We start from the raw sequence: 19,646 nt of genomic DNA, 5'->3' as shown, positions 1-19,646 counted from the left end.
ATTGTCGTTTCGTGTTAAAAAGTAAAAAATTTTTTATAGGCATAAAATATTAATAATGAAATATACAGTTTTAGTAACAGGACCTGTTTATGGAACTCAAAACGCTAGTACTGCTTTTCTTTTTTGTCAATCTTTAATTAAAATGAATCATGCACTGTACAGCGTTTTTTTTTATTGCGATGGCGTGTTAAATGGAAATGATTTTACTGAACCAGCTACTGATGAATTTAATCTTGTGAAAGGATGGCAAGAATTATTTAAAAATTATAATGTTCAGCTTCATGTGTGTGTTGGAGCTGCTCTTAGAAGAGGAGTTATCAATTATCAAAATAAATCAAATCTAAAAATTAAAAAAAAAAATTTAGCTTGTTTTTTTCAATTAAGTGGATTAGTAGAACTGGGTTACTCAATACAGTTATGTGACCGAATAGTTCAATTTTAATGCAAAATCTTTATAAAATAAAATATTTCAATGAAAACAATTGCCGTAATTTTTTCTCATGCTCCGCATGGAAGCAGTTTTGGAAGAGAAGGTTTAGATGCTGTTTTAAGTATATCTGCTATCTTAAAAAAAATTAGCTTATTTTTTATTGGAGACGGGGTTTTACAATTAATTAAAAGTTATCAGACAAAAAAAATTTTATCTCGTAATTATGTATCTTCTTTTTCTATATTGCCTATTCTTGATATTAAAAATTTTTATTGTTGCAAATCATCTCTGATAGAAAGAGGTCTTTTTAATTACAGACATTTTGTTTTAAATACAACAATTTTAAATAAAGAAACTTTATATTTAAAGTTAGATAATTATGATGCAATTATTAATTTTTAAGGAGCATACATTATGTTACATACCTTAATGAAATCTCCTTTTAAAACTGATATATCTTTTTTTATTAATATGCTAAAAATATCGGATGATTTTTTAGCTTTGCAAGATGGAGTTTTAATTGCATTAAATAATAATGTTTTTTTAAATAAAATAACGTTTTCAGAAGCAAAATTATATGCAATAAAAGAAGATGTTTATGCTAGGGGTATTCACAAGAATGTTTCAAGAAAATTTATTCTCATAAACTATTCTCAATTTGTTAAGTTAACATTAAAAAATAAAAAACAAATAATTTGGTGATATATTTGTTTTATCAAAATTTTTATATTTATCATTATGATATATAATTAATTATTTTTTTCTTAACATATATTAACATTTATTTAGATAATAAGTTTAAAAAAGGAGCCTTTATGACCACAATCAATCAATTGGTCCGTAAACCACGTTTGTCTAAAGTAATTAAAAGTAACGTTCCCGCATTAGGGAAAAGTCCTCAAAAAAGAGGAGTATGCACGAGAGTTTATACAACTACACCTAAAAAACCTAATTCCGCCCTGCGTAAAGTATGTCGAGTTAGATTAACGAATGGATTTGAAGTAACAGCTTATATCGGCGGAGAAGGTCATAATTTACAAGAACATTCTGTCATTTTAATTAGAGGTGGTCGAGTTAAGGATTTACCTGGAGTTCGTTATCATGTTGTTAGAGGCGCATTGGATTGCGCTGGCGTTAAAGAAAGAAAAAAAAGTCGTTCAAAATATGGAGTAAAAAAAGTCAAATCTTAACACATTTTTATTTTATGAAATAAAAATATCTTTTATTTTTAATTGTATCGAAATACTATTCTTTTAATTTATGTTTTTAAGTGGAGTATTTTATGTCACGCAGACGCATTATTAGTACTCGAAAAATTTTACCAGATCCAAAGTTTTCTTCAGAATTACTAGCTAAATTTATAAATATATTAATGATTAATGGAAAAAAATCTATTGCCGAAGTCATTGTTTATACTGCTTTAAAAAATTTATCAAATCGTACTGAAAAAAAAGAATTAGAAGCATTCGAAATAGCTTTAGAACATGTTCGACCAACAGTGGAAGTAAAATCACGTCGAGTAGGGGGTTCAACGTATCAAGTTCCTGTAGAAGTTCGACCAGTTAGAAGAAATGCGTTAGCTATGAGATGGATCGTGGAATCAGCTCGTAAAAGAGTCGATAAGTCTATGTCTGTGCGATTATCTAATGAACTTTTTGATGCAGTAGAAAAAAAAGGAGCTGCAGTAAAAAAAAGAGAAGAAATACATAAAATGGCAGAAGCAAATAAAGCTTTTGCTCACTATCGTTGGTAAAATCTTAATCATTTTATTTTTTATATTGTTATATTGTGCAATCATCTTATTTTACTCATAGGGTGCTGATTTTTGAAACACTAAACATGAGAGAAAAAATAATGACTCGTACAACACCTATTTCTCAATATCGTAATATTGGAATTAGTGCTCATATAGATGCAGGTAAAACAACTACAACTGAAAGGATTTTATTTTATACAGGAATTAATCATAAAATCGGTGAAGTTCATGACGGAGCTGCTACCATGGATTGGATGGAACAAGAACAAGAAAGAGGCATTACTATTACTTCAGCAGCTACGACGGCATTTTGGAGTGGAATGGCTAAACAATTTAAACCTCACAGAATTAATATCATTGATACACCTGGGCATGTTGATTTTACTATAGAAGTAGAACGTTCAATGCGTGTATTAGATGGAGCTGTCATGGTTTATTGTGCAGTAGGAGGCGTTCAACCTCAGTCAGAAACTGTATGGAGACAAGCAAACAAGTATAAAGTTCCTCGTATAGCTTTTATAAATAAAATGGATCGCATGGGAGCTAATTTTTTAAAAGTAGTAAAACAAATCAAAAAAAGATTAGGAGCTAATCCGGTTCCTCTTCAATTAGCTATTGGTTCAGAAGAAAATTTTATTGGTGTTGTAGATTTAATTAAAAGAAAAGCTATTTATTGGAAAGATTCTGATCAAGGAATTACATTTACGTATAATAAAATTCCAAATAATATGGTTCAATTATCAGAAGAATGGCGCCAAAAATTAATTGAATCAGCAGCTGAATCTAATGAAATTCTTATGGAAAAATATTTAAATGGCATAGAATTATCAGAAAATGAAATCAAATTATCACTTCGTCAACGTGCTTTAAACAACGAAATTACTCTTATAACTTGTGGTTCAGCTTTTAAAAATAAAGGAGTTCAGGCATTATTAGATGCAATAATTGAGTATTTACCCGCTCCTAATGATGTTCAAGATATTAAAGGGACTTTAAATGATAATAACAAAACTCCTTCTTTTAGATCTTCAAATGATCAAGCTCCGTTTTCAGCTTTAGCTTTTAAAATTGCTACTGATCCATTTGTAGGTAATTTAACTTTTTTTAGAGTATACTCTGGAGTAGTAAAATCAGGAGATACTGTATTTAATTCTGTCAAATCACAACGTGAGCGATTTGGTAGAATCGTTCAAATGCATGCAAATAAAAGAGAAGAAATTAAAGAAGTACATGCCGGAGATATTGCCGCAGCGATAGGATTAAAAGAAGTTACTACTGGAGATACGTTATGTGATTTAAATAAACCAATTATATTAGAGCGAATGGAATTTCCAGAACCAGTCATATCCATTTCCGTAGAACCTAAAACAAAAATAGATCAAGAAAAAATGGGTTTGGCATTAAATAGATTAGCTAAAGAAGACCCATCTTTTCAGGTCAAAACTGATCAAGAATCCAATCAAACTATTATTTCCGGAATGGGTGAATTGCATTTAGAAATTATTGTTGATCGAATGAAAAGAGAGTTTGGTGTTGATGCAAATATTGGAAAACCTCAAGTAGCATATCGTGAAACTATTTTACAAAAAGTAAAGGATGTTGAAGGAAAGCATATTAAGCAATCAGGAGGAAGAGGTCAATATGGGCATGTTGTTATAGAATTGTTTCCATTAGAACCTGGTGGTTCAGGATATTTATTTATTAATGATATAAAAGGAGGAGTAATACCTGGAGAATATATTCTTGCAATTGATAAAGGTATTCAGGAACAATTAAAACATGGCCCATTAGCCGGATATCCTGTTGTAGATGTTGGGGTTCGTCTTTATTTTGGCTCTTATCATGATGTAGATTCTTCTGAATTAGCATTTAAAATAGCAGCATCTATTGCATTTAAAAAAGGTTTTAAACAAGCAAAACCAATTTTATTAGAACCAATTATGAAAGTAGAAATAGAAACTCCAGATGATTATATGGGAGATGTTATAGGAGATTTAAATCGAAGAAGAGGTATTATTGAAGGCATGAAAGATTTAGTTATGGGAAAAATTATTAACGCATGCGTTCCTTTATCAGAAATGTTTGGTTATGCTACTGATTTGCGTTCTAAAACTCAAGGTAGAGCATCTTATTCGATGGAATTTTTAAAATATCTAGAAGCTCCAGATTTTATTGCTAGTTTTATCATTGAAAAAAAAGGAAAATAGCTTTTTTGTCACGTGTAGTATTAATCAGTGTTCATTAAAAAATATATAAAATAAGGAAAAAAAGATGTCTAAAGAAAGATTTCAACGGTTAAAACCTCATATAAATGTAGGGACGATTGGTCATGTTGATCATGGAAAAACAACATTGACAGCAGCTATTACTACTGTTTTGTCAAAAAAATATGGAGGTTCTGCACGAGCTTTCGATCAAATTGATAATGCTCCAGAAGAAAAAGCAAGAGGAATAACTATAAATACTTCTCATGTAGAATATGATACTGAATGCAGACACTATGCTCATGTAGATTGTCCAGGTCATGCGGATTATATTAAAAACATGATAACTGGTGCAGCTCAAATGGATGGTGCAATTTTAGTTGTTGCTGCTACTGATGGTCCTATGCCTCAAACCAGAGAACATATTTTACTTGGAAGGCAAGTTGGGGTTCCTTATATTATTGTTTTTCTTAATAAATGTGATATGGTAGATGATGAAGAATTATTAGAATTGGTAGAAATGGAAGTTCGAGATTTACTAACTCAATACAATTTTCCTGGAGATGATACTCCTATCATTCGAGGTTCTGCTTTAAAAGCATTAGAAGGTGATCCTGAATGGGAATCAAAAATATTTGATTTATCTAAATTTTTAGACAGTTATATTCCTGAGCCTAAACGCGCAATTGAACAACCTTTTCTATTGCCAATAGAAGATGTTTTTTCTATTTCAGGAAGAGGAACAGTAGTTACTGGAAGAGTAGAAAAAGGAATAATTAAAGTTGGTGAAGAAGTAGAAATAGTAGGAATTAAGAAAACAACAAAAACTACTTGCACCGGTGTAGAAATGTTTAGAAAGCTATTAGATGAAGGCCGTGCTGGAGAAAATGTAGGTGTTTTACTTCGTGGCACAAAACGTGATGAAATCGAAAGAGGTCAAGTTTTAGCAAAACCAGGCAGTATTCATCCACATACAACATTTGAGTCCGAGGTTTATGTTTTATCCAAAGAAGAAGGTGGGCGTCATACTCCATTTTTTAAAGGATATCGTCCTCAGTTTTATTTTAGAACTACTGATGTAACGGGTTCAATTGAACTTCCAGAAGGAATGGAAATGGTAATGCCAGGAGATAACATTAAAATAACTGTAACTTTAATTAATCCTATTGCAATGACTGATGGTTTGCGATTTGCTATACGTGAAGGCGGTCGAACAGTAGGTGCGGGAGTAGTTTCTAAAATTATACTCTAATAATTGCCTAATTTTAAAATTAAAAAGATTTTTTATGCTAATACTTAGTTGAATTTATTAAGAAAAGAGTATAAAATGCTCTTTTCTTGATTTATAAACTTTTTTTTTGTTAAAAAATAGGTTTTAATTTTATATAAATAATCTCTTAAAGATATTTAAAACAATACTCCTGATTTAGGAGTTAAAAATAATTAATTACATCATCTCTTATAAAAGAGAAGATTGAATTTTTAATGTGCATATATAATTGGAGTTCTGGTCTGATGCAGAACCAAAGAATACGTATTCGTTTAAAAGCTTTTGATCACAGATTAATTGATCAATCGACTGCAGAAATTGTTGAAACTGCTAAAAGAACTGGCGCACAAGTACGCGGTCCAATTCCATTACCTACTCGTAAAGAACGTTTTACTATTTTAGTTTCTCCTCATGTAAATAAGGATGCGCGTGATCAATATGAAATTTGTACGCATAAGAGATTAATCGATATTGTCGAACCGACTGAAAAAACTGTTGATGCACTTATGCGTTTAGATCTTGCTGCTGGTGTAGATGTTCAAATTAGCCTAGGTTAATCAAATGGATTCATGATTGAGAAGGTTTGAAAAATGATAGGATTAGTTGGTAAAAAAATTGGTATGACTCGTATTTTTACTGAAGAAGGAAACTCTATTCCTGTAACAGTGATTGAAATCGAGGAAAATCGAATTACTCAAGTAAAAAAAATAAGAACTGATCAATATTGTGCTGTTCAAATAACTACTGGTATAAAAAAAACCAATAAGTTGACAAAATCAGAAGCGGGTCATTTTTTAAAATCTGGAGTTGTTCCTGGTAGAAGTTTATGGGAATTTAGAGTTGATGAAAAATCAAATTTTCAGGTAGGAAGTAACATAACAATTAATATTTTAAAAGATATAAAAAAAGTTGATGTTACTGGAATATCTAAAGGAAAAGGTTTTAGTGGTACAGTTAAACGTTGGAATTTTAAAACTCAAGACGCAACACATGGAAACTCTTTATCTCATAGAGTTCCAGGTTCTATCGGTCAAAATCAAACTCCAGGAAGAGTATTTAAAGGTAAAAAAATGGCAGGTCAACTAGGAAATCATCGTGTTACAGTGCAAAGTTTAAAGATTGTACGAATTGATGAAAATCAAAATCTTCTTTTATTAAAAGGGGCTGTTCCTGGTGCTACTGGTAGTGATCTTATCATTAAACCTGCTATCAAGGTTTAAGTAGTGAGGAGTCAAGCATGGAATTAATAGTTCAAGACGTACAAAATGTTCTTAGTGTTTCTGAAATTACTTTTGGTCGTAGTTTTAATGAATCTCTAATTCATCAAGTCGTTGTTGCTTATTCAGCATCTACCCGTCAGGGAACACGTGCCCAAAAAAGTCGTGCTGAAGTTTCTGGTTCAGGTAAAAAACCATGGCGTCAAAAAGGAACGGGTCGTGCACGTGCAGGGTCTTTTAGAAGCCCTATTTGGCGCTCTGGTGGAATAACATTTGCCGCAAAACCTCAAGAACATAGTCAAAAAGTTAATAAAAAAATGTATCGAGGCGCATTAAAAAGTATTTTTTCTGAATTAATACGTCAAAAAAGATTAATAGTTTTTGAAAATTTTTCATTAAATAAACCTAAAACTAAATTTTTAGTACAAAAATTACGAGACATACATTTAAAAAATGTATTTATTATTACTGATAAAATAGATAATAACTTACTTCTTGCATCTAGAAATTTACATTTAGTAGATGTAAAAGATGTTGATTCTATAAATCCAGTTAGTTTAATTTCTTTTAAGCATGTAATAATTACTGTTAAAGCGATAAAGAAGGTAGAGGAAATACTTTCATGATTTCTGAAGAACGTTTACTTAGTGTATTGCTTTCTCCACATGTATCTGAGAAATCATCCATAACATCAGATAAATTTAATACTATTGTGTTAAAAGTTTTAAAAAATGCAACTAAATATGAAATAAAATGTGCAGTTCAAAAAATATTTGAAGTAAAAATTGAAAGTGTAAAAACTGTTCAAGTAAAAGGTAAAAAAAAACGCCAATCTAATCGCCTTGTTCAGCGAAAAAATTGGAAAAAAGCTTATGTAAAAGTAAAAAAAGAGTATAATTTAGACTTTATAAGTCATTCAGAGTAATCGAAGGATACGAAAATGACAATTGTAAAATGCAAACCAACATCTCCAGGTCGTCGTCATGTAATAAAAATAGTAAATAAAGAGTTGTATAAAGGAAAACCATACTCTTTGTTGCTTGAAAAAAAAAATAAAAGTGGAGGGCGAAACAATAATGGAAGAATTACAACTCGTCATATTGGTGGAGGTCACAAAAAATCTTATCGAATTATAGATTTTAAAAGAAACAAAGATAATATTCAAGCAGTAGTGGAAAGGATTGAATACGATCCAAATCGTTCTTCTTATATTGCTTTAATTTTGTATAAAGATGGAACTAGAAAATACATTTTAGCTCCTAAAAATTTAAAGGTTGGAGAGTATGTTGTTTCTGGAACGCATATACCTATTAAAATAGGTAATACTTTGCCAATAAAAAACATTCCAGTTGGTACATTTATTCATAATGTAGAAATGAAGCCTGGAAAAGGAGGTCAAATAGCTCGTTCAGCAGGAAGTTATGTGCAATTAGTAGCTCAAGATAAATTTTATGCTATTTTAAGATTGAGATCTGGAGAAATGAGAAAAATACAATCTAATTGCAGAGCTACTGTAGGTGAAGTTGGTAATTCTGAACACATGTTAAAAGTATTAGGAAAAGCAGGAGCTTCTCGTTGGCTAGGAATAAGACCAACTGTTCGTGGTACAGCGATGAACCCAGTAGATCATCCTCATGGTGGAGGTGAAGGAAGAAATTTTGGTAAACATCCGGTTACTCCTTGGGGAATTCAAACAAAAGGCAAGAAAACTAGAAAAAACAAACGTACTGAAAGATTTATTTTACGTCATCGAAGCAAATAATTATAAGGGATTATTTATGCCACGTTCTCTTAAGAAAGGTCCTTTTATTGATCTTAGTTTGTTAAAAAAAGTTGAAAGAGCAGTGAAAGAAAGTGATAAAAAACCATTAAAAACATGGTCAAGACGTTCAACTGTTTTTCCTAATATGGTAGGATTAACAATATCTGTTCACAATGGTCGTCAACATATTCCAATTTTTATTACTGAAGAAATGGTTGGACACAAACTAGGAGAATTTTCTTTAACTCGAACTTATAGAGGACATACAGCTGATAAAAAAGTAAAAAAACGTTAAAAAGAGGAATAAATGGAAACTTTAGCTCAATATCGTCAAGCTCGTTCTTCTGCTCAAAAAATTCGTTTAATTGCAGATTTAATTCGTGGAAAAAAAGTCTCTAAAGCATTAACTATCTTGACTTACACTAACAAAAAAGCATCTTTTTTAGTAAAAAAAGTACTTGAATCTGCTGTAGCTAATGCAGAACATAATAATGGTACTGACATAGATCAGTTAAGAATTAAAAAAATATTTGTCAATGAAGGTTCAACAATGAAAAGAATGATGCCTCGTGCAAAAGGACGTGCAGATCGAATTTTAAAAAGAACTAGTCATATCACTGTCATTGTTTCTGATCATTAATATTTTTTGAGGAAATTTTAGCTATGGGTCAAAAAGTACATCCTAATGGCATGCGATTAGGAATTGTAAAAAAATGGAATTCTATCTGGTTTTCAAGTACTAAAGATTTTTCTAAAAATTTAGATAGTGACTATCAAGTTCGTCAATTTTTGTCAAAAAAATTAACAAAAGCCTCTGTTTCTCGTATAGTTATTGAAAGGCCAGCGAAAAGTATTCGAGTAACTATTTATACAGCACGACCAGGTATAGTAATTGGTAAAAAAGGTGAAGATGTTGAAAAAATTAGAAACAAAATTTCTAAGATAACTGGTGTTCCAGCTCAGATTAATATTTCAGAAGTAAGAAGACCCGAACTAGATGCTAAACTAGTTTCTGATGGAATTACTTCTCAATTAGAACGTCGAGTTATGTTTCGACGTGCAATGAAAAGAGCCGTTCAGAATGCAATGAGACAAGGAGCAAAAGGGATAAAAGTAGAAGTTAGTGGTCGTTTAGGAGGAACAGAAATAGCCCGTAGAGAATGGTACAGAGAAGGAAGAGTACCCTTACATACATTACGAGCTGATATTGATTATAGCATTTCTGAAGCTCACACAACTTACGGTGTTATCGGAGTTAAAGTGTGGATATTCAAAGGCGAGATATTAGGAGGAATGAAAGAAATTGAAAAAATAGAACATTCTTCTATGCAAACTAAAAAGCAACATCGTAAAAATCGAAAGTAAAAATAAGGAGAATCTACTCATGTTGCAACCAAAACGGACTAAATTTCGAAAAATGCACAAAGGTCGAAATCGCGGTTTAGCTGTTGGAACTGATGTGGTATTTGGTACTTTTGGATTAAAAGCAACTGACCGAGGGCGATTAAGTGATCGTCAAATTGAGTCAGCTCGAAGAGCTATCACTCGTTTTATAAAAAGACAAGGAAAAGTATGGATTCGAATATTTCCTGATAAACCTATAACTCAAAAACCATTAGAAGTTAGAATGGGAAAAGGAAAAGGAAATGTAGAATATTGGGTAGCTTTAATTCAACCTGGAAAAATTCTTTATGAATTATCCGGAATTTCTGAAGAAGAATCACGTCAAGCTTTCAAATTGGCAGCAGCTAAATTGCCTATTAAAACAGTTTTTGTGACTAAAATGGTGATATAATGAACAAAATGTTGAATCTTCGGGAAAAAGATATAAGAAGCCTTAACATTGAACTTTTACAGTTGTTTCGAGAAAAATTTAATCTTCGTATGAAATTAGCTTCTAATAAAATAAAACAGCCTCATTTATTACGAAGAGTTCGAAGAAATATTGCTCAGGTTAAAACTGCATTAAATGAAAAGAAAAGTATAAAATAATGGAAAAAATTCGAACATTAAAAGGCCGTGTTATAAGTAATAAGATGCAAAAATCTGCAGTTGTTGTAATTGAAAGATTTATTAAACATTCTATTTATAAAAAATTTATTAAAAGAACTACAAAACTGCATATTCATGATGAAAAAAATGAATGTTCTGTTGGAGATTTAATTGAAATTTGTGAATCTCGACCAATTTCTAAAACTAAATCTTGGGTTTTAGTTGGTATTATCAAAAAAACTGTTTTTTGAAATATACTTTAAAAAACATACTTATATTATAATTTTAAAACAAATAAATTATTAATTATTTTTCAAAATTAAATAATATTTTTTAATATAATCAAGTACACTGGAATTTTTTAAAAATGATTCAAGAGCAAACTATTTTAAATGTAGCAGATAATTCTGGAGCACGCTCTGCTATGTGCATAAAAGTACTAGGTGGTTCACGCAGAAGATATGCAAGTATTGGTGATGTAATTAAAATCACAATAAAAGAAGCAATACCTAGAGGTAAAGTTAAAAAAGGAGAAGTTTTAAAAGCTGTAGTAGTTAGAACTAAAAAAGGAGTAAAACGTTCTGATGGTTCAGTTATTCGTTTTGACAGCAATGCATGCGTTGTTTTAAATAATAATGAACAACCTGTTGGTACTCGAATTTTCGGACCAGTAACTCGTGAACTTCGTACAGAAAAATTTATGAAGATTATTTCATTAGCTCCAGAGGTTCTTTAGACAAAAACTGTTAAGGAATACTAAATGGCATTAAAATTACGTCGAAATGATAATATAATTGTATTATCAGGAAAAGATAAAGGAAAAAAGAGCATTATTAAAAGTATTATATCTGTCAATAAAGTTATAATCAAAGGATTAAATCTCATTAAAAAACATCAAAAACCTGTTCCTGATAGAAATCAAAAAGGTGGAATAATAGAAAAAGAAGCTCCTATTCACATATCAAATATTGCTATTTTAAACCCTGAATCTCAAAAATCAGACCGTGTTGGGTTCAGATTTGAAAATGGTAAAAAAATTCGATTTTTTAAATCCAATGGAAAAGCGATTTAATAGTTTTGGAGTAATGTAATGTTATATGATTATTACAAATCAACAGTAGTAAAACAACTTATGTTCAAGTTAAATTATAAATCTATAATGGAAGTTCCCAAAATTTATAAAATAACTTTAAATATGGGAGTTGGTTCTTCTATTTCTGATAAAAAAGCTTTAGATTATGCTTTATCTGATTTAAAAGCAATATCTGGTCAAAAACCAATTACTACTAAAGCTCGAAAATCTATTTCTGGTTTTAAAATTCGTCAAGGTTATCCTATTGGTTGTAAAGTTACACTACGGGGTCAAAGAAAATGGGATTTTTTTGAACGTTTAATTGTCATAGCAATTCCTCGTATTCGAGATTTTCGAGGTTTATCTATTCGATCTTTTGATGGTAGAGGAAATTATAGCTTGGGAATAAAAGAACAAATTATTTTTCCTGAAATTGATTATGACAAAATTGATAGAGTTCGTGGATTAGATGTCACTATAACCACTACTGCAAAATCTAATCATGAAGGACACTTATTATTATCCTCTTTTAATTTTCCATTTCGAAAATAAATTAAGGTAACATATTTTATGGCTAAACAATCTATGAAAGCTCGAGAAATTAAACGTATTAAGCTGTCTAAAAAGTTTTACGTACAGAGAATAGAATTAAAAAACATTATTTCTAACATGAGTCTTTCAGAAAAAGATCGTTGGAATGCGGTGTTAAAATTGCAAACTTTTCCTCGTGATTCTAGTCCATCTCGTCAAAGAAATAGGTGTCAACAAACTGGTCGTCCACATGCTTTTTTAAGAAAATTTGGATTGAGTCGAATTAAAGTTAGAGAAGCTGCAATGAAAGGTGAAATTCCTGGTTTAAGAAAAGCCAGTTGGTGAAATTTATTTTTAGTATTAGGAGTATACAATGAGTATGCAAGATCCAATAGCAGATATGCTAACTCGTATTCGAAATGGTCAATCAGCCAATAAATATTCTGTTATAATGCCTGCTTCTAAATTAAAAACTTCAATTATTAAAGTATTAAAAAAAGAAGGATACATTAAAAATTTTGAAGTTAAAGGAACTTTAAAACTAGAATTAGAAGTATTTTTAAAATATTTTCAAGGAAAATCAGTAGTTGAAAGAATTGAGCGTGTAAGTAAGCCAAGTTTAAGAGTATACAAAAAAAAGAATCAATTGCCTCAAGTTATGGCAGGTTTAGGAATAGCAATAATTTCAACTTCTCAAGGAGTAATGACTGATCGCGAGGCACGTAAAATTGGTCTTGGTGGTGAAGTCATTTGTTATGTAGCTTAATAATGCAAATAAATGTAGGAAGAATAATGTCTCGTATTGCTAAATCTCCCATTTTTATTCCTTCAAATATTAATGTAACATTAAATTCACAATTAATATTAGTCAAAGGAAAATATGGTCATCTTTCACGTACTTTTCATCCGTCTGTAAAAATAGAATATTTAAATGATAAAATAACTTTTAAATCACGTCCCAATTGTTCTGATGGTTGGGCGCAAGCAGGAACTGCGCGAGCTCTTGTTAATTCCATGATTATAGGTGTTTCAAAAAAATTTGTTAAAAAGTTAAAGTTATCTGGAGTAGGATATCGTGTTTCAATAACAAAAGGTAATATCATAAATCTTTTATTAGGTTACTCTCATCCAATTCAATATTGTTTACCTGAAAATATTGATGTTGAAAGTCCTTCCGCAACAGAAATTATATTAAAAAGTATAGATAAACAACTTGTTGGTCAAGTAGCAGCTAATTTAAGATCCTATCGAAAGCCTGAGCCTTATAAAGGAAAAGGTATTCGATATGAAGATGAAGTTGTGCGTATGAAAGAGGCTAAAAAGAAATAAAATGATAATTTCTATAGATAGCAAGAAATTAGCTCGTATGAGAAGATGCATGAAAACGCGTTGTAAAATTAAATCGTTAAATTTAATTCGACTAGTCATACATCGTACTTCTCGTCACATGTATGCTCAAATTATTTCATCTGATAAATCTAAAGTATTAGTAATGGCATGCACTTTGGAAAAAATAATAAGTAACAATTTAAAATTTACAGGTAATAAAGAAGCAGCTGCTTTTGTTGGAAAAACTATTGCGGAACGTGCTTTAGAAAAAGGGATACATAATGTTTCTTTTGATCGATCTGGTTTTAAATATCATGGTCGCGTAAAGGTTTTAGCAGAATCTGCACGTGCTGTTGGATTAAAGTTTTAAGGTGAAAATTATAGAATGGCTAATTTTGAAAAAAAAAACAATAATGATTTAAAAGAAAAATTAATTGCAGTAAATCGTGTTTCTAAAACTGTTAAAGGTGGTCGAATATTTTCTTTTACAGCACTAACTGTAGTTGGTAATGGAGAAGGAAGAGTAGGTTTTGGTTATGGAAAAGCACGTGAAGTACCAGCAGCTATTCAAAAAGCAATGGAAAGAGCTAGACGGAATATGATCACTGTGCCATTAATCAATAAAACTTTACAGCATTCATTAAAAGGGTCACACACCGGTTCAAATATTTTCATGAAACCAGCTTCAGATGGAACTGGAATTATTGCAGGAGGAGCTATGAGAGCTGTTTTAGAAGTAGCTGGAGTTCATAACGTTTTAGCAAAAACTTATGGATCAACTAATCCTATTAATGTAGTTAGAGCAACGATTAATGGTTTAATTAATATGAAATCTCCAGAAATGATTGCTAATAAAAGAAATAAACGCATTGAAGATATATTAGGATAAATTTTTTAATGAAAAAATTGAAAATAACTCAAATTAAAAGCGGAATAGGAAGATTGCCTAAACATAGAAAAACATTAATAGGACTTGGACTTCGTCATATTAGAGATACTGTGATACGTTTAGATACTCCTTCCATTCGAGGTATGATAAAGAAGATTTCTTACATTTTAAAAATAGAAAAGGAATAAAAATTAGATGTATTTAAACACTCTTTCTCCATCTATTAGATCGCGCCGAAATAATAAACGATTAGGTCGTGGAATCAGTTCAGGACATGGAAAAACTTCAGGCAGAGGACACAAAGGTCAAAAATCTCGATCAGGTAGCAGTATTCGTCGAGGTTTTGAGGGTGGTCAAATGCCTTTATATAGAAGATTGCCTAAATTTGGTTTTAATTCTCCTAAAAAAAATATTACAATAGAAATTCGTTTATCAGAAATATCGAAATTATCAGATTCTCTTATTAATTTAGATTTGTTAAAAAAATTAAAAATTATTAAGAAAACAATCAAGTACGTCAAGATAATTTGTTCTGGAACAATAAAAAAAGCTTTAACAGTACAAGGGTTGGGTATCACAAAAGGAGCTCGTACTGAAATTGAAAATTTTGGTGGGAAAATTATTGAAAGATAATTTTTAAATAATGGCTAATCGATTAGGATGGGATTTGAAAAATACTAAAAAAAATTTTAGTGAACTTAAGACAAGAATTATTTTTTTAATTACAGCTTTAACAATTTTTAGAATCGGCTCTTTTATCCCTGTTCCTGGAATTGATACTTTGTTGTTGTCTGAAATATTAAGCCATCAAACAGGAACTATTGTTGAAATGTTCAACATGTTTTCTGGTGGAGCTTTAAGTCGTGCTTCTATTTTTGCTTTAGGCATCATGCCTTATATATCAGCTTCTATTATTATTCAATTGTTAACTTTAGTGTATCCTACTTTTTCTGAAATAAAAAAAGAAGGTGAATCTGGGCGTCATAAACTAAATCAGTATACTAGATACGCAACATTGATATTATCTTTTTTTCAATCTTTTGGTCTTGCTACTGCTTTACCAAATATATCAGAGATTAATGAAATAGTATTAAATTATGATTTTTATTTTTATTTTACTACTATTCTTAGTTTAGTAACTGGCACTATGTTTTTAATGTGGTTAGGTGAATTAATTACTGAATGTGGAATTGGAAATGGTATTTCAATTATTATTTTTATAGGAATTATAGCCGGCTTGCCATCAGCAATAAGTCATACTATTGAACAAACTAGACAAGGTAATTTACATTTTTTATCATTTTTATTTGTTTTAATATTAATTTTTTTAGTTGTTTTTCTGGTTGTTTTTGTCGAACGAGGTCAACGCAAAATTATTGTTCATTATGCACAGCGTCAAAAAGGTCTTCGTGTTTACTCGTCTCAAAGCGCTCATTTACCTTTAAAAATAAATATGTCCGGTGTTATACCAGCAATTTTTTCTTCTAGTATTATGTTATTTCCTACAACGATTATATCGTGGTTTAGATTAGATGAAAAATCTGATTGGTTACAATTCATTTCTATTTGCTTAACACCTAATCATCCAGTTTATTTAATATTATATACTGCTTCAATAATCTTTTTTTGTTTTTTTTACACAGGATTAGTATTTAATCCTCGTGAAACAGCTGATAATTTAAAAAAATCAGGTGCTTTTATTTCAGGTATTCGACCTGGAGAACAAACAGCTAAATATATTAATAAAATAATGTTGAGATTGACTCTGTTTGGTTCTTTTTATGTTGTTTTTATTTGTTTAATTCCAGAATTTATGAGAAGAGCTATGAATGTTCCATTTTATTTTGGAGGAACTTCTTTATTAATCGTAGTAGTAGTTATTATAGATTTCATTTCTCAAGTTCAAACATTAATAATGTCTAATCAGTATGATTCAGTACTGAAAAAAGCTAAATTAAATTAATTCTATTTTAAATATAATAAAAGAGATGTTTATTATGAAAGTTCAGGCTTCTGTTAAAAAATTATGTAGAAATTGTAAAATTGTAAGAAGAAGTAATGTAGTTCGAGTTATTTGCAGCAATGATCCTAAACACAAACAACGTCAAGGTTAAATTTTTTTATAAAATTTTTACTAGAAAAGTATTATTTTAGATTTAATAGAGAGGATTATAATATGGCGCGCATTGCAGGGATTAACATTCCTGAACGAAAACACATCTTAATTGCATTAACTTCAATATATGGAATTGGTAAAAATAGATCTAAAAATATTTGCTTTCTTTCAAAGATTTCTGAAACTTCTAAAATAATTGAGTTAAGCGAAGATCAAATCGATTCACTAAGAAGAAATGTTTCTAAATATTTAGTAGAAGGTGATTTAAGACGAGAAAAAACATTAAACATCAAAAGATTAATTGATTTAAATTGTTATCGAGGTTTACGTCATAGAAAAAACCTTCCAGTTCACGGACAAAGAACAAAAACTAACGCTCGAACTTGTAAAGGCCCTAGAAAACCAATAAAAAAATAATTTAGGTAATTGTAATCATGACAAAAAACTCAATTCGTACACGAAAACGTGTAAAAAAACAAATTTTAGATGGAATAGCTCATATACATGCTTCTTTTAATAATACTATTGTTACTATTACAGATAGGCAAGGAAATTCTTTAGGTTGGGCAACTTCTGGAGGTTCTGGATTTAGAGGTTCTCGTAAATCAACTCCTTTCGCTGCTCAAATCGCTGCAGAGCGCTGCGCTGAGATAGTGAAAGATTATGGTATAAAAAATTTAGAAGTCATGGTAAAAGGTCCTGGTCCTGGCAGAGAATCTACAATTAGAGCTTTAAATTCCGCCGGATTTCGTATCACGAATATTACTGATGTAACACCTATCCCTCATAATGGTTGTCGTCCTCCCAAAAAACGACGCGTATAAATCTTGGAGAAGAGATTATGGCTAGATATCTAGGTCCCAAATTAAAATTAAGTCGTCGTGAAGGAACTGATTTATTTTTAAAATCAGGATTTCGATCTATAGATTCTAAATGTAAACTAGAACAGCCTCCTGGTCAACATGGAATAAGAAAACCGAGATTATCTGATTATGCTATTCAATTACGTGAAAAACAAAAAGTAAAACGATTGTATTGTATACTAGAGCGTCAATTTAAAATATATTACAAAAAAGCAGCTCGTTTAAAAGGAAATACTGGAGAAAATTTACTTAAATTGTTAGAAAGACGATTAGACAATGTAGTTTATCGTATGGGTTTTGGATCTACTAGGTCAGAGTCTAGGCAGCTTATTAATCATAAATCTATTATGGTTAATAATAGAATTGTCAATATTCCATCATATCAAATATGTATTAATGATCAAATTTCAGTAAAAGATAAATCTAAAAATCAATCAAGAATAAAAGCCGCGTTAGAACTTATAGAGCAAAGAGAAAAACCTATTTGGATAGAAGTCGATACTTCAAAAATGAAAGGATTTTTAAAAAGATTTCCTGAACGTTCTGATTTATCTGCAGAAATTAATGAACATTTAATTATTGAGCTTTATTCTAAGTAATAAAGTTTTTAATTTATGAGAGGGCAATGTATGCAGAGTTCAGTAATGGGATTTTTAAAACCGCGTTTAGTTGATATTGAGCAAATTAGCATAACTCATACTAAAGTAACTTTAGAACCTTTAGAAAGAGGATTTGGTCATACACTTGGCAATGCACTTCGAAGAATTTTACTCTCTTCTATGCCAGGTTGCGCAGTTACTGAAGTGGAAATCGATGGAGTTTTACATGAGTATAGCACTAAAGAAGGAATTCAAGAAGATATTTTAGAAATATTACTAAATTTAAAAGGACTAGCCATTAAAGTATATGGAAAAGACGAAGTCTTCCTTACGTTAAATAAATCTGGTGTTGGTTCCGTAACTGCTGCAGATATTATTCATGATGGTGATGTAGAAATAATTAAACCTGAGCATGTTATTTGTCATTTAACTTATGAAAAAGCTTCTATCAAAATGAGAATAAAAGTGCAACGAGGAAGAGGTTACATGCCAGCTTCTTCTAGAGTTCATATAGAAGATGATGCTAGACCCATTGGTTGCTTATTAGTGGATGCATGCTATAGTCCAATAGATCGAATTTCTTATAATGTGGAAGCGGCAAGAGTTGAGAAAAGAACAGATTTAGATAAATTAATTATTGAAATGGAAACAAATGGAACCATAGATCCTGAAGAAGCAATTCGAAGAGCGGCTACAATTTTATCTGATCAATTAGAATCTTTTGTTGATTTAAGAGATATTCGAGAACCTGAAGTGAAAGAAGAAAAGCCTGAGTTTGAACCGATTTTACTTCGTCCTGTAGATGATTTAGAGTTAACTGTTAGATCAGCTAATTGTCTCAAAGCAGAATCAATACATTACATAGGAGATTTAGTTCAAAAAACAGAAGTGGAACTTCTCAAAACACCGAATTTAGGAAAAAAATCTTTAACAGAAATTAAAGACATATTGGCTTCTCGCAATCTTTCTCTTGGTATGAAATTAGAAAATTGGCCACCTTTGGATCTGTCAGATCAGTCATAAAATACACACTATAGTATTAATAACTTTTTATTAATAAGAGAATAATGTATGCGTCATTTAAAAATTGGTCGTAAATTAAATCGAAATAGAGCTCATTTAAAAGCAATGTTAAGAAATATGGCATGTTCTTTGTTTGATCACGAAATTATAAAGACTACTTTGCCAAAAGCGAAAGAACTACGTCGCGTTGTCGAACCTATAATTACATTGTCAAAAGTTGATACTGTGGCTCATAGACGATTAGTTTTTTCTCGTATCCGTGATAACAAAATAGTATCAAAATTATTTAATAATTTAGGTCCTGTTTTTTTAAGTAGATTAGGTGGATATACTCGTATTTTAAAATGTGGATTTCGATCTGGAGATAAAGCGCCAATGGCTTATATTGAACTAGTTGACCGTGTAAAAAATAAGAAAAATCAAAAAGTTATTACATCTTAATATCTATTAAACTTATTTATATTTATGAGTGTTAATTGTTTGTAATTTTTTAAAGTAGTAAATAATGTTTGATTTAAAATTTTAAGCAAACGGAACTATCCCGTTTGCTTAATTTATTATAAAATTATAAATATTCAATAATATTTAAAATT

General features: G+C 30.3%; 35 protein-coding genes. All 35 read left to right on the top strand.

The genetic code is table 11. The features are described from left to right. Window positions 1-55: 55 nt before the first annotated feature. The 35 genes from tusD (at window position 56) to rplQ (ending at window position 19,494) form a co-directional block, all read left to right on the top strand. Window positions 56-442, top strand: a complete 387-nt coding sequence (tusD, locus tag D9V75_RS02575) for a sulfurtransferase complex subunit TusD (RefSeq protein ID WP_187306302.1) — start codon at window positions 56-58, stop codon at window positions 440-442. 30 nt (window positions 443-472) lie between these two features. After that, entirely contained in the window at window positions 473-832 is a 360-nt protein-coding gene (gene tusC / locus D9V75_RS02570) for a sulfurtransferase complex subunit TusC (RefSeq protein ID WP_158343904.1), read from the top strand. Between the two features lie 12 nt (window positions 833-844). Next, window positions 845-1,132 carry a sulfurtransferase complex subunit TusB gene (gene tusB, locus D9V75_RS02565; protein ID WP_158343902.1) on the top strand — a complete coding sequence of 96 codons (288 nt, stop codon included), beginning with the start codon at window positions 845-847 and terminating at the stop codon, window positions 1,130-1,132. A gap of 113 nt (window positions 1,133-1,245) precedes the next feature. After that, window positions 1,246-1,620: a 30S ribosomal protein S12 gene (rpsL, locus tag D9V75_RS02560; RefSeq protein WP_158343900.1), complete on the top strand. Its 375-nt coding sequence runs from the start codon at window positions 1,246-1,248 to the stop codon at window positions 1,618-1,620. A 92-nt stretch (window positions 1,621-1,712) separates the two neighbouring features. Further along, a complete protein-coding gene (rpsG, locus tag D9V75_RS02555; protein WP_158343898.1) occupies window positions 1,713-2,183 on the top strand; it encodes a 30S ribosomal protein S7 in 471 nt (156 codons plus the stop codon). Window positions 2,184-2,284: 101 nt separating this feature from the next. After that, window positions 2,285-4,393: an elongation factor G gene (gene fusA, locus D9V75_RS02550; RefSeq protein WP_158343896.1), complete on the top strand. Its 2,109-nt coding sequence runs from the start codon at window positions 2,285-2,287 to the stop codon at window positions 4,391-4,393. Window positions 4,394-4,457: 64 nt separating this feature from the next. Continuing rightward, window positions 4,458-5,642 (top strand): elongation factor Tu, encoded by a 1,185-nt coding sequence (gene tuf / locus D9V75_RS02545; RefSeq protein ID WP_158343894.1) that lies wholly within the window; start codon window positions 4,458-4,460, stop codon window positions 5,640-5,642. Window positions 5,643-5,905: 263 nt separating this feature from the next. Further along, on the top strand, window positions 5,906-6,217 hold the full coding sequence (rpsJ, locus tag D9V75_RS02540) for a 30S ribosomal protein S10 (RefSeq protein WP_158343892.1): 312 nt from the start codon (window positions 5,906-5,908) through the stop codon (window positions 6,215-6,217). A 33-nt stretch (window positions 6,218-6,250) separates the two neighbouring features. Next, window positions 6,251-6,880, top strand: a complete 630-nt coding sequence (gene rplC, locus D9V75_RS02535) for a 50S ribosomal protein L3 (RefSeq protein WP_158343891.1) — start codon at window positions 6,251-6,253, stop codon at window positions 6,878-6,880. Window positions 6,881-6,897: 17 nt separating this feature from the next. After that, window positions 6,898-7,503 carry a 50S ribosomal protein L4 gene (gene rplD, locus D9V75_RS02530; protein WP_158343889.1) on the top strand — a complete coding sequence of 202 codons (606 nt, stop codon included), beginning with the start codon at window positions 6,898-6,900 and terminating at the stop codon, window positions 7,501-7,503. Then, entirely contained in the window at window positions 7,500-7,802 is a 303-nt protein-coding gene (rplW, locus tag D9V75_RS02525; protein WP_158343887.1) for a 50S ribosomal protein L23, read from the top strand. The genes rplD and rplW overlap by 4 nt, the downstream gene beginning before the upstream one ends. Before the next feature lie 15 nt (window positions 7,803-7,817). Then, complete coding sequence (gene rplB, locus D9V75_RS02520) at window positions 7,818-8,639, top strand: 50S ribosomal protein L2 (RefSeq protein WP_158343885.1); 822 nt, start codon at window positions 7,818-7,820, stop codon at window positions 8,637-8,639. A 16-nt stretch (window positions 8,640-8,655) separates the two neighbouring features. Then, the gene (gene rpsS, locus D9V75_RS02515) at window positions 8,656-8,934 is read left to right on the top strand and encodes a 30S ribosomal protein S19 (protein WP_158343883.1); all 279 of its coding nucleotides are present in this window, start codon (window positions 8,656-8,658) and stop codon (window positions 8,932-8,934) included. Between the two features lie 12 nt (window positions 8,935-8,946). Next, on the top strand, window positions 8,947-9,279 hold the full coding sequence (rplV, locus tag D9V75_RS02510) for a 50S ribosomal protein L22 (protein WP_158343881.1): 333 nt from the start codon (window positions 8,947-8,949) through the stop codon (window positions 9,277-9,279). A 23-nt stretch (window positions 9,280-9,302) separates the two neighbouring features. Beyond that, the gene (gene rpsC, locus D9V75_RS02505; protein ID WP_158343879.1) at window positions 9,303-10,004 is read left to right on the top strand and encodes a 30S ribosomal protein S3; all 702 of its coding nucleotides are present in this window, start codon (window positions 9,303-9,305) and stop codon (window positions 10,002-10,004) included. Window positions 10,005-10,023: 19 nt separating this feature from the next. Beyond that, window positions 10,024-10,434, top strand: coding sequence for a 50S ribosomal protein L16 (gene rplP, locus D9V75_RS02500; protein ID WP_158343877.1), 411 nt, complete (start codon window positions 10,024-10,026; stop codon window positions 10,432-10,434). Next, window positions 10,434-10,631 carry a 50S ribosomal protein L29 gene (gene rpmC, locus D9V75_RS02495; protein WP_158343875.1) on the top strand — a complete coding sequence of 66 codons (198 nt, stop codon included), beginning with the start codon at window positions 10,434-10,436 and terminating at the stop codon, window positions 10,629-10,631. The genes rplP and rpmC overlap by 1 nt, the downstream gene beginning before the upstream one ends. Continuing rightward, window positions 10,631-10,882 carry a 30S ribosomal protein S17 gene (gene rpsQ / locus D9V75_RS02490; protein ID WP_158343873.1) on the top strand — a complete coding sequence of 84 codons (252 nt, stop codon included), beginning with the start codon at window positions 10,631-10,633 and terminating at the stop codon, window positions 10,880-10,882. The genes rpmC and rpsQ overlap by 1 nt, the downstream gene beginning before the upstream one ends. Before the next feature lie 116 nt (window positions 10,883-10,998). Beyond that, window positions 10,999-11,367, top strand: a complete 369-nt coding sequence (gene rplN, locus D9V75_RS02485) for a 50S ribosomal protein L14 (protein ID WP_158343871.1) — start codon at window positions 10,999-11,001, stop codon at window positions 11,365-11,367. Between the two features lie 24 nt (window positions 11,368-11,391). After that, entirely contained in the window at window positions 11,392-11,703 is a 312-nt protein-coding gene (rplX, locus tag D9V75_RS02480; RefSeq protein ID WP_158343869.1) for a 50S ribosomal protein L24, read from the top strand. Window positions 11,704-11,721: 18 nt separating this feature from the next. Then, the gene (gene rplE / locus D9V75_RS02475; protein WP_158343867.1) at window positions 11,722-12,255 is read left to right on the top strand and encodes a 50S ribosomal protein L5; all 534 of its coding nucleotides are present in this window, start codon (window positions 11,722-11,724) and stop codon (window positions 12,253-12,255) included. 18 nt (window positions 12,256-12,273) lie between these two features. Then, entirely contained in the window at window positions 12,274-12,579 is a 306-nt protein-coding gene (rpsN, locus tag D9V75_RS02470) for a 30S ribosomal protein S14 (RefSeq protein WP_158343864.1), read from the top strand. Window positions 12,580-12,607: 28 nt separating this feature from the next. Then, window positions 12,608-13,000, top strand: coding sequence for a 30S ribosomal protein S8 (gene rpsH / locus D9V75_RS02465; RefSeq protein ID WP_158343862.1), 393 nt, complete (start codon window positions 12,608-12,610; stop codon window positions 12,998-13,000). Between the two features lie 26 nt (window positions 13,001-13,026). After that, window positions 13,027-13,563, top strand: a complete 537-nt coding sequence (gene rplF, locus D9V75_RS02460) for a 50S ribosomal protein L6 (protein ID WP_158343861.1) — start codon at window positions 13,027-13,029, stop codon at window positions 13,561-13,563. Between the two features lies 1 nt (window position 13,564). Continuing rightward, a complete protein-coding gene (gene rplR, locus D9V75_RS02455; protein ID WP_158343859.1) occupies window positions 13,565-13,933 on the top strand; it encodes a 50S ribosomal protein L18 in 369 nt (122 codons plus the stop codon). A gap of 15 nt (window positions 13,934-13,948) precedes the next feature. Further along, the gene (gene rpsE / locus D9V75_RS02450; RefSeq protein WP_158343857.1) at window positions 13,949-14,452 is read left to right on the top strand and encodes a 30S ribosomal protein S5; all 504 of its coding nucleotides are present in this window, start codon (window positions 13,949-13,951) and stop codon (window positions 14,450-14,452) included. An 8-nt stretch (window positions 14,453-14,460) separates the two neighbouring features. After that, a complete protein-coding gene (gene rpmD, locus D9V75_RS02445) occupies window positions 14,461-14,640 on the top strand; it encodes a 50S ribosomal protein L30 (protein WP_158343855.1) in 180 nt (59 codons plus the stop codon). Between the two features lie 7 nt (window positions 14,641-14,647). Further along, window positions 14,648-15,085: a 50S ribosomal protein L15 gene (gene rplO / locus D9V75_RS02440; RefSeq protein WP_158343853.1), complete on the top strand. Its 438-nt coding sequence runs from the start codon at window positions 14,648-14,650 to the stop codon at window positions 15,083-15,085. Between the two features lie 10 nt (window positions 15,086-15,095). Further along, window positions 15,096-16,415: a preprotein translocase subunit SecY gene (secY, locus tag D9V75_RS02435; protein ID WP_158343852.1), complete on the top strand. Its 1,320-nt coding sequence runs from the start codon at window positions 15,096-15,098 to the stop codon at window positions 16,413-16,415. Window positions 16,416-16,449: 34 nt separating this feature from the next. Continuing rightward, window positions 16,450-16,566 carry a 50S ribosomal protein L36 gene (gene rpmJ, locus D9V75_RS02430; RefSeq protein WP_158343850.1) on the top strand — a complete coding sequence of 39 codons (117 nt, stop codon included), beginning with the start codon at window positions 16,450-16,452 and terminating at the stop codon, window positions 16,564-16,566. A gap of 62 nt (window positions 16,567-16,628) precedes the next feature. Next, window positions 16,629-16,985 (top strand): 30S ribosomal protein S13, encoded by a 357-nt coding sequence (gene rpsM, locus D9V75_RS02425; protein WP_158343848.1) that lies wholly within the window; start codon window positions 16,629-16,631, stop codon window positions 16,983-16,985. Between the two features lie 17 nt (window positions 16,986-17,002). Beyond that, on the top strand, window positions 17,003-17,392 hold the full coding sequence (gene rpsK, locus D9V75_RS02420) for a 30S ribosomal protein S11 (protein ID WP_158343846.1): 390 nt from the start codon (window positions 17,003-17,005) through the stop codon (window positions 17,390-17,392). 17 nt (window positions 17,393-17,409) lie between these two features. Then, window positions 17,410-18,030: a 30S ribosomal protein S4 gene (gene rpsD, locus D9V75_RS02415; RefSeq protein WP_158343844.1), complete on the top strand. Its 621-nt coding sequence runs from the start codon at window positions 17,410-17,412 to the stop codon at window positions 18,028-18,030. 30 nt (window positions 18,031-18,060) lie between these two features. After that, complete coding sequence (locus D9V75_RS02410) at window positions 18,061-19,053, top strand: DNA-directed RNA polymerase subunit alpha (RefSeq protein ID WP_158343842.1); 993 nt, start codon at window positions 18,061-18,063, stop codon at window positions 19,051-19,053. A 48-nt stretch (window positions 19,054-19,101) separates the two neighbouring features. Beyond that, entirely contained in the window at window positions 19,102-19,494 is a 393-nt protein-coding gene (rplQ, locus tag D9V75_RS02405) for a 50S ribosomal protein L17 (protein WP_158343840.1), read from the top strand. Window positions 19,495-19,646 lie beyond the last annotated feature (152 nt).

Source organism: Buchnera aphidicola (Muscaphis stroyani) (assembly GCF_005080865.1).
GTDB classification, from domain to species: domain Bacteria; phylum Pseudomonadota; class Gammaproteobacteria; order Enterobacterales; family Enterobacteriaceae; genus Buchnera; species Buchnera aphidicola_AG.
Note: the sequence above shows the minus strand (reverse complement) of the source record. Positions and strands in the feature narration are given on the sequence as shown.